Source organism: Candidatus Palauibacter scopulicola (genome assembly GCF_947581915.1).
Lineage (GTDB): Bacteria > Gemmatimonadota > Gemmatimonadetes > Palauibacterales > Palauibacteraceae > Palauibacter > Palauibacter scopulicola.
Genome location: NZ_CANPWG010000036.1, coordinates 1 through 2,679, shown reverse-complemented (window position 1 = coordinate 2,679; position 2,679 = coordinate 1). Strand labels below are relative to the sequence as shown.

Below are 2,679 nucleotides of genomic sequence, written 5' to 3'. Positions count from 1 at the left end.
GGAAACGCAGATCGTGCAGTCCTGTATGTAGTTAGAAGATTTCCTGTCGGGATTCTGGCTGTCCCCAGTCCGCTGGATCGTCGAACTGCACCGGCTCCTGCCGGTGGGCTGGGTCACCCTCCAGGACGTCTACCGCTGCACGGTGGACGCCGAGCTGTTCGCGGAGAAGATCGGCGAGGCGAAGGCCCGCGCCCTGCGGCTATGCCCCATGCGGGCCGTCATCGCCGCCAAGGATCTGAACGCGCACAGGCAGGCGCTGGAGGACTGGGGCTGGGAGATGGCGGGCGCCGGCAAGGTGGCGTGCCGTCTCGATCCGGACCGCGCCGAACTGCTCGCGGAGTTGAAGCTCGAGTACCGGACGGAACCGGTCTCCGGCGCCGCGGGAAGCGAGTACGCCGAGCAGGTGCAGGCCATCGAACGATGGTACCTGCACGACTGGATGGCGCTCGACGCCAAGCTCCGCACCTCGATCGTCGAGGGCATCAGCGTGTTCCTGTCCCTCTTCGACCAGCCGGACGTGGCCGCCGTGTTCTGCCCGCCTCCGCCGAATCACGATCCCCCGACCACACGGACGGACGACCCCACGGACGGGGAGGACGCACCGGGCGTCCAGCCTCTGCCAGGGCTGCGCCGGAGGCTGCCGCCGCTCAGCGAGCTGATCGAGGGCGGCAAGGTGCTGGCGCTCAACCCGCGGGCGCGAACCCGGCCCTGGCCCGCGCCATCGGAGTGCTGCTCAAGAACGCCTGGATGCAGGCGCTGCTCCGAAGGCCCGCCGAGGCCGCGCGCCGTCCCGAACGCTACATGCGGCCCGCCGTGTTCATCTGCGACGAGTACCAGGCGTTCGCCACCGTCGGGCAGGACGACCCATCCGGCGACGAGAAGGCGTTCGCGCTCACGCGCCAGTGCCGGTGCGTGCCCGTGGTGGCCACGCAGTCGATCTCCTCGCTCCGCTCCGTGCTCCCCTCGGGCGAAGCGTGGCGCACGCTCGTCCAGACGCTCCGCACCCGGATCTTCCTGTCGCTGTCCGACGAGGCGTCGGCGAGGATCGCGTCCGAGATGTGCGGCTCCGTCATGAAGACGCAGGCGTCCTACACGTTCACGGAGACCACGGGCAGGCCCGAGTTCTCGCTGCTCTCCGGCCGCGCCGGTGGCGGGCGCGGCACGATCGGCGCGAGCAAGTCGTTCCGCCGGCAGAGGGAGCCCGTGTTCACGCCGCGCGAGTTCGGACTCCTGGCCAACTACCAGGCCGTTTGCCTGCCCTACGACGGCATCAGCTCGCTTCCGGCCACCCGCGTCTACCTCAAGCCCCACTACCTGCCCAGGGAGACGGGCTACTGGCGGCAACGGGAGGAGGGCCGGATATGAAGCGCGCGAGCGGCGTCGGCCACCTCACTCCGTTCCTGCCGGGCCTGGAGGCGCTGCTCGGGGACCCGGAGGTCTCCGAGATCATGATTAACGGTCCCGCGAACGTCTGGGTCGAGCGGGCGGGAAGGCTTGAACCCCACGAGGCACCGGCCCTTACCGCGGCCTGGCTTCACCGCGCCGCGATCCACATCGCCCGGCCGCTCGGGCTCGATCCCGCCGCAAGTCCGATCCTGGACGCACGGCTGGAAGACGGCTCGCGGGTCGCGATCTGCACGCCGCCGGCGAGTCCCGAGGTCGCGATCACCATCCGCCGGTTCGGCGGCCGCGCGTTCTCGGCCGAAGACCTCGTGCGCCTGGGCTCGCTGCCCGAAGACATCCTCGAAGCCGCCCGGAACACGCTCGCGTCCCGCCAGAACATCCTTGTCTCCGGGGGAACCGGCTCGGGCAAGACGACGCTGCTGAACGCGCTGATTGAGCTGCTGCCCGAGGACGAACGCATCGTCGCGATCGAGGACACGCTCGAACTCAGGATCGACCGGGCGAACTGCCTCCGCTTCGAGGCCGGGGCCACCCTCTCGGAGACACCCGTCGAGATCCGCGATCTCGTCCGCCACGCGCTTCGCCACCGGCCCGACCACATCGTCGTCGGCGAGGTCCGGGGCGGCGAGGCCGCCGACCTGCTGCAGGCGCTCAACACCGGCCATGGCGGATCGCTCACCACCATCCACGCCAACAACGCACGCTCGGCGCTCTCGCGGCTGGCGAGCTGCGCCATGCAGGCCGGGGACGCGCTGCCCTGGGAGGTCACCTGCCGGGGCGTGGTTGACGGCATAGCGCTCGTCCTGCACGTGGCCCGGCGCGGAGGCCAGCGGTTCGTCGAGGACGCGCTCGAGGTCGGCGGCTACGACGCGGCCACCGGCCACTGGATCACCGGGCCGCCCGAAGCGGGCCGGAGAGAAAACCCACACCGAAGGAGGTGAACCCATGAGCTGGAACGGCAGCACCATCGCCATCGAGACGTTCGAGGACTTCGACCGAGAGCTCGCGCGCGACGCAGGCGACACGCTCGAAGTCCCGGCCTACATGGCCGAGGAGTACGGCCTGTTCCCCGAGGACGTGGGGAGCGAGGACGACATCGTGGCCGCCTGGGGCGACCCGCACGGCGCCGCAGGCGAGGAGGTGGACGGATGAACCACGACGAATATCACCGCAAGTTCGCCGACGCGATCATCGAGCAGATCAAGCAGGGCACCGCGCCGTGGCAGAAGCCGTGGGCGCCGGGCGAGCGCGTGATGCCCATGAACGTGGACACCG

4 protein-coding genes are annotated in these 2,679 nt (G+C 70.1%); all 4 read left to right on the top strand.

The genetic code is table 11. From position 1 onward, the window contains the following. The first annotated feature begins 726 nt into the window (after positions 1–726). Entirely contained in the window at positions 727–1,365 is a 639-nt protein-coding gene (locus RN743_RS06685; RefSeq protein ID WP_310777905.1) for a TraM recognition domain-containing protein, read from the top strand. Continuing rightward, a complete protein-coding gene (locus RN743_RS06680; RefSeq protein WP_310777902.1) occupies positions 1,362–2,345 on the top strand; it encodes an ATPase, T2SS/T4P/T4SS family in 984 nt (327 codons plus the stop codon). Before RN743_RS06685 ends, RN743_RS06680 begins: the two co-directional genes overlap by 4 nt. 4 nt (positions 2,346–2,349) lie before the next feature. Beyond that, a complete protein-coding gene (locus RN743_RS06675) occupies positions 2,350–2,556 on the top strand; it encodes a hypothetical protein (RefSeq protein ID WP_310777899.1) in 207 nt (68 codons plus the stop codon). Next, the coding region (locus tag RN743_RS06670) for an ArdC family protein (RefSeq protein ID WP_310777908.1) at positions 2,553–2,679 on the top strand (127 nt) is incomplete at its 3' end. The genes RN743_RS06675 and RN743_RS06670, both read left to right, overlap by 4 nt.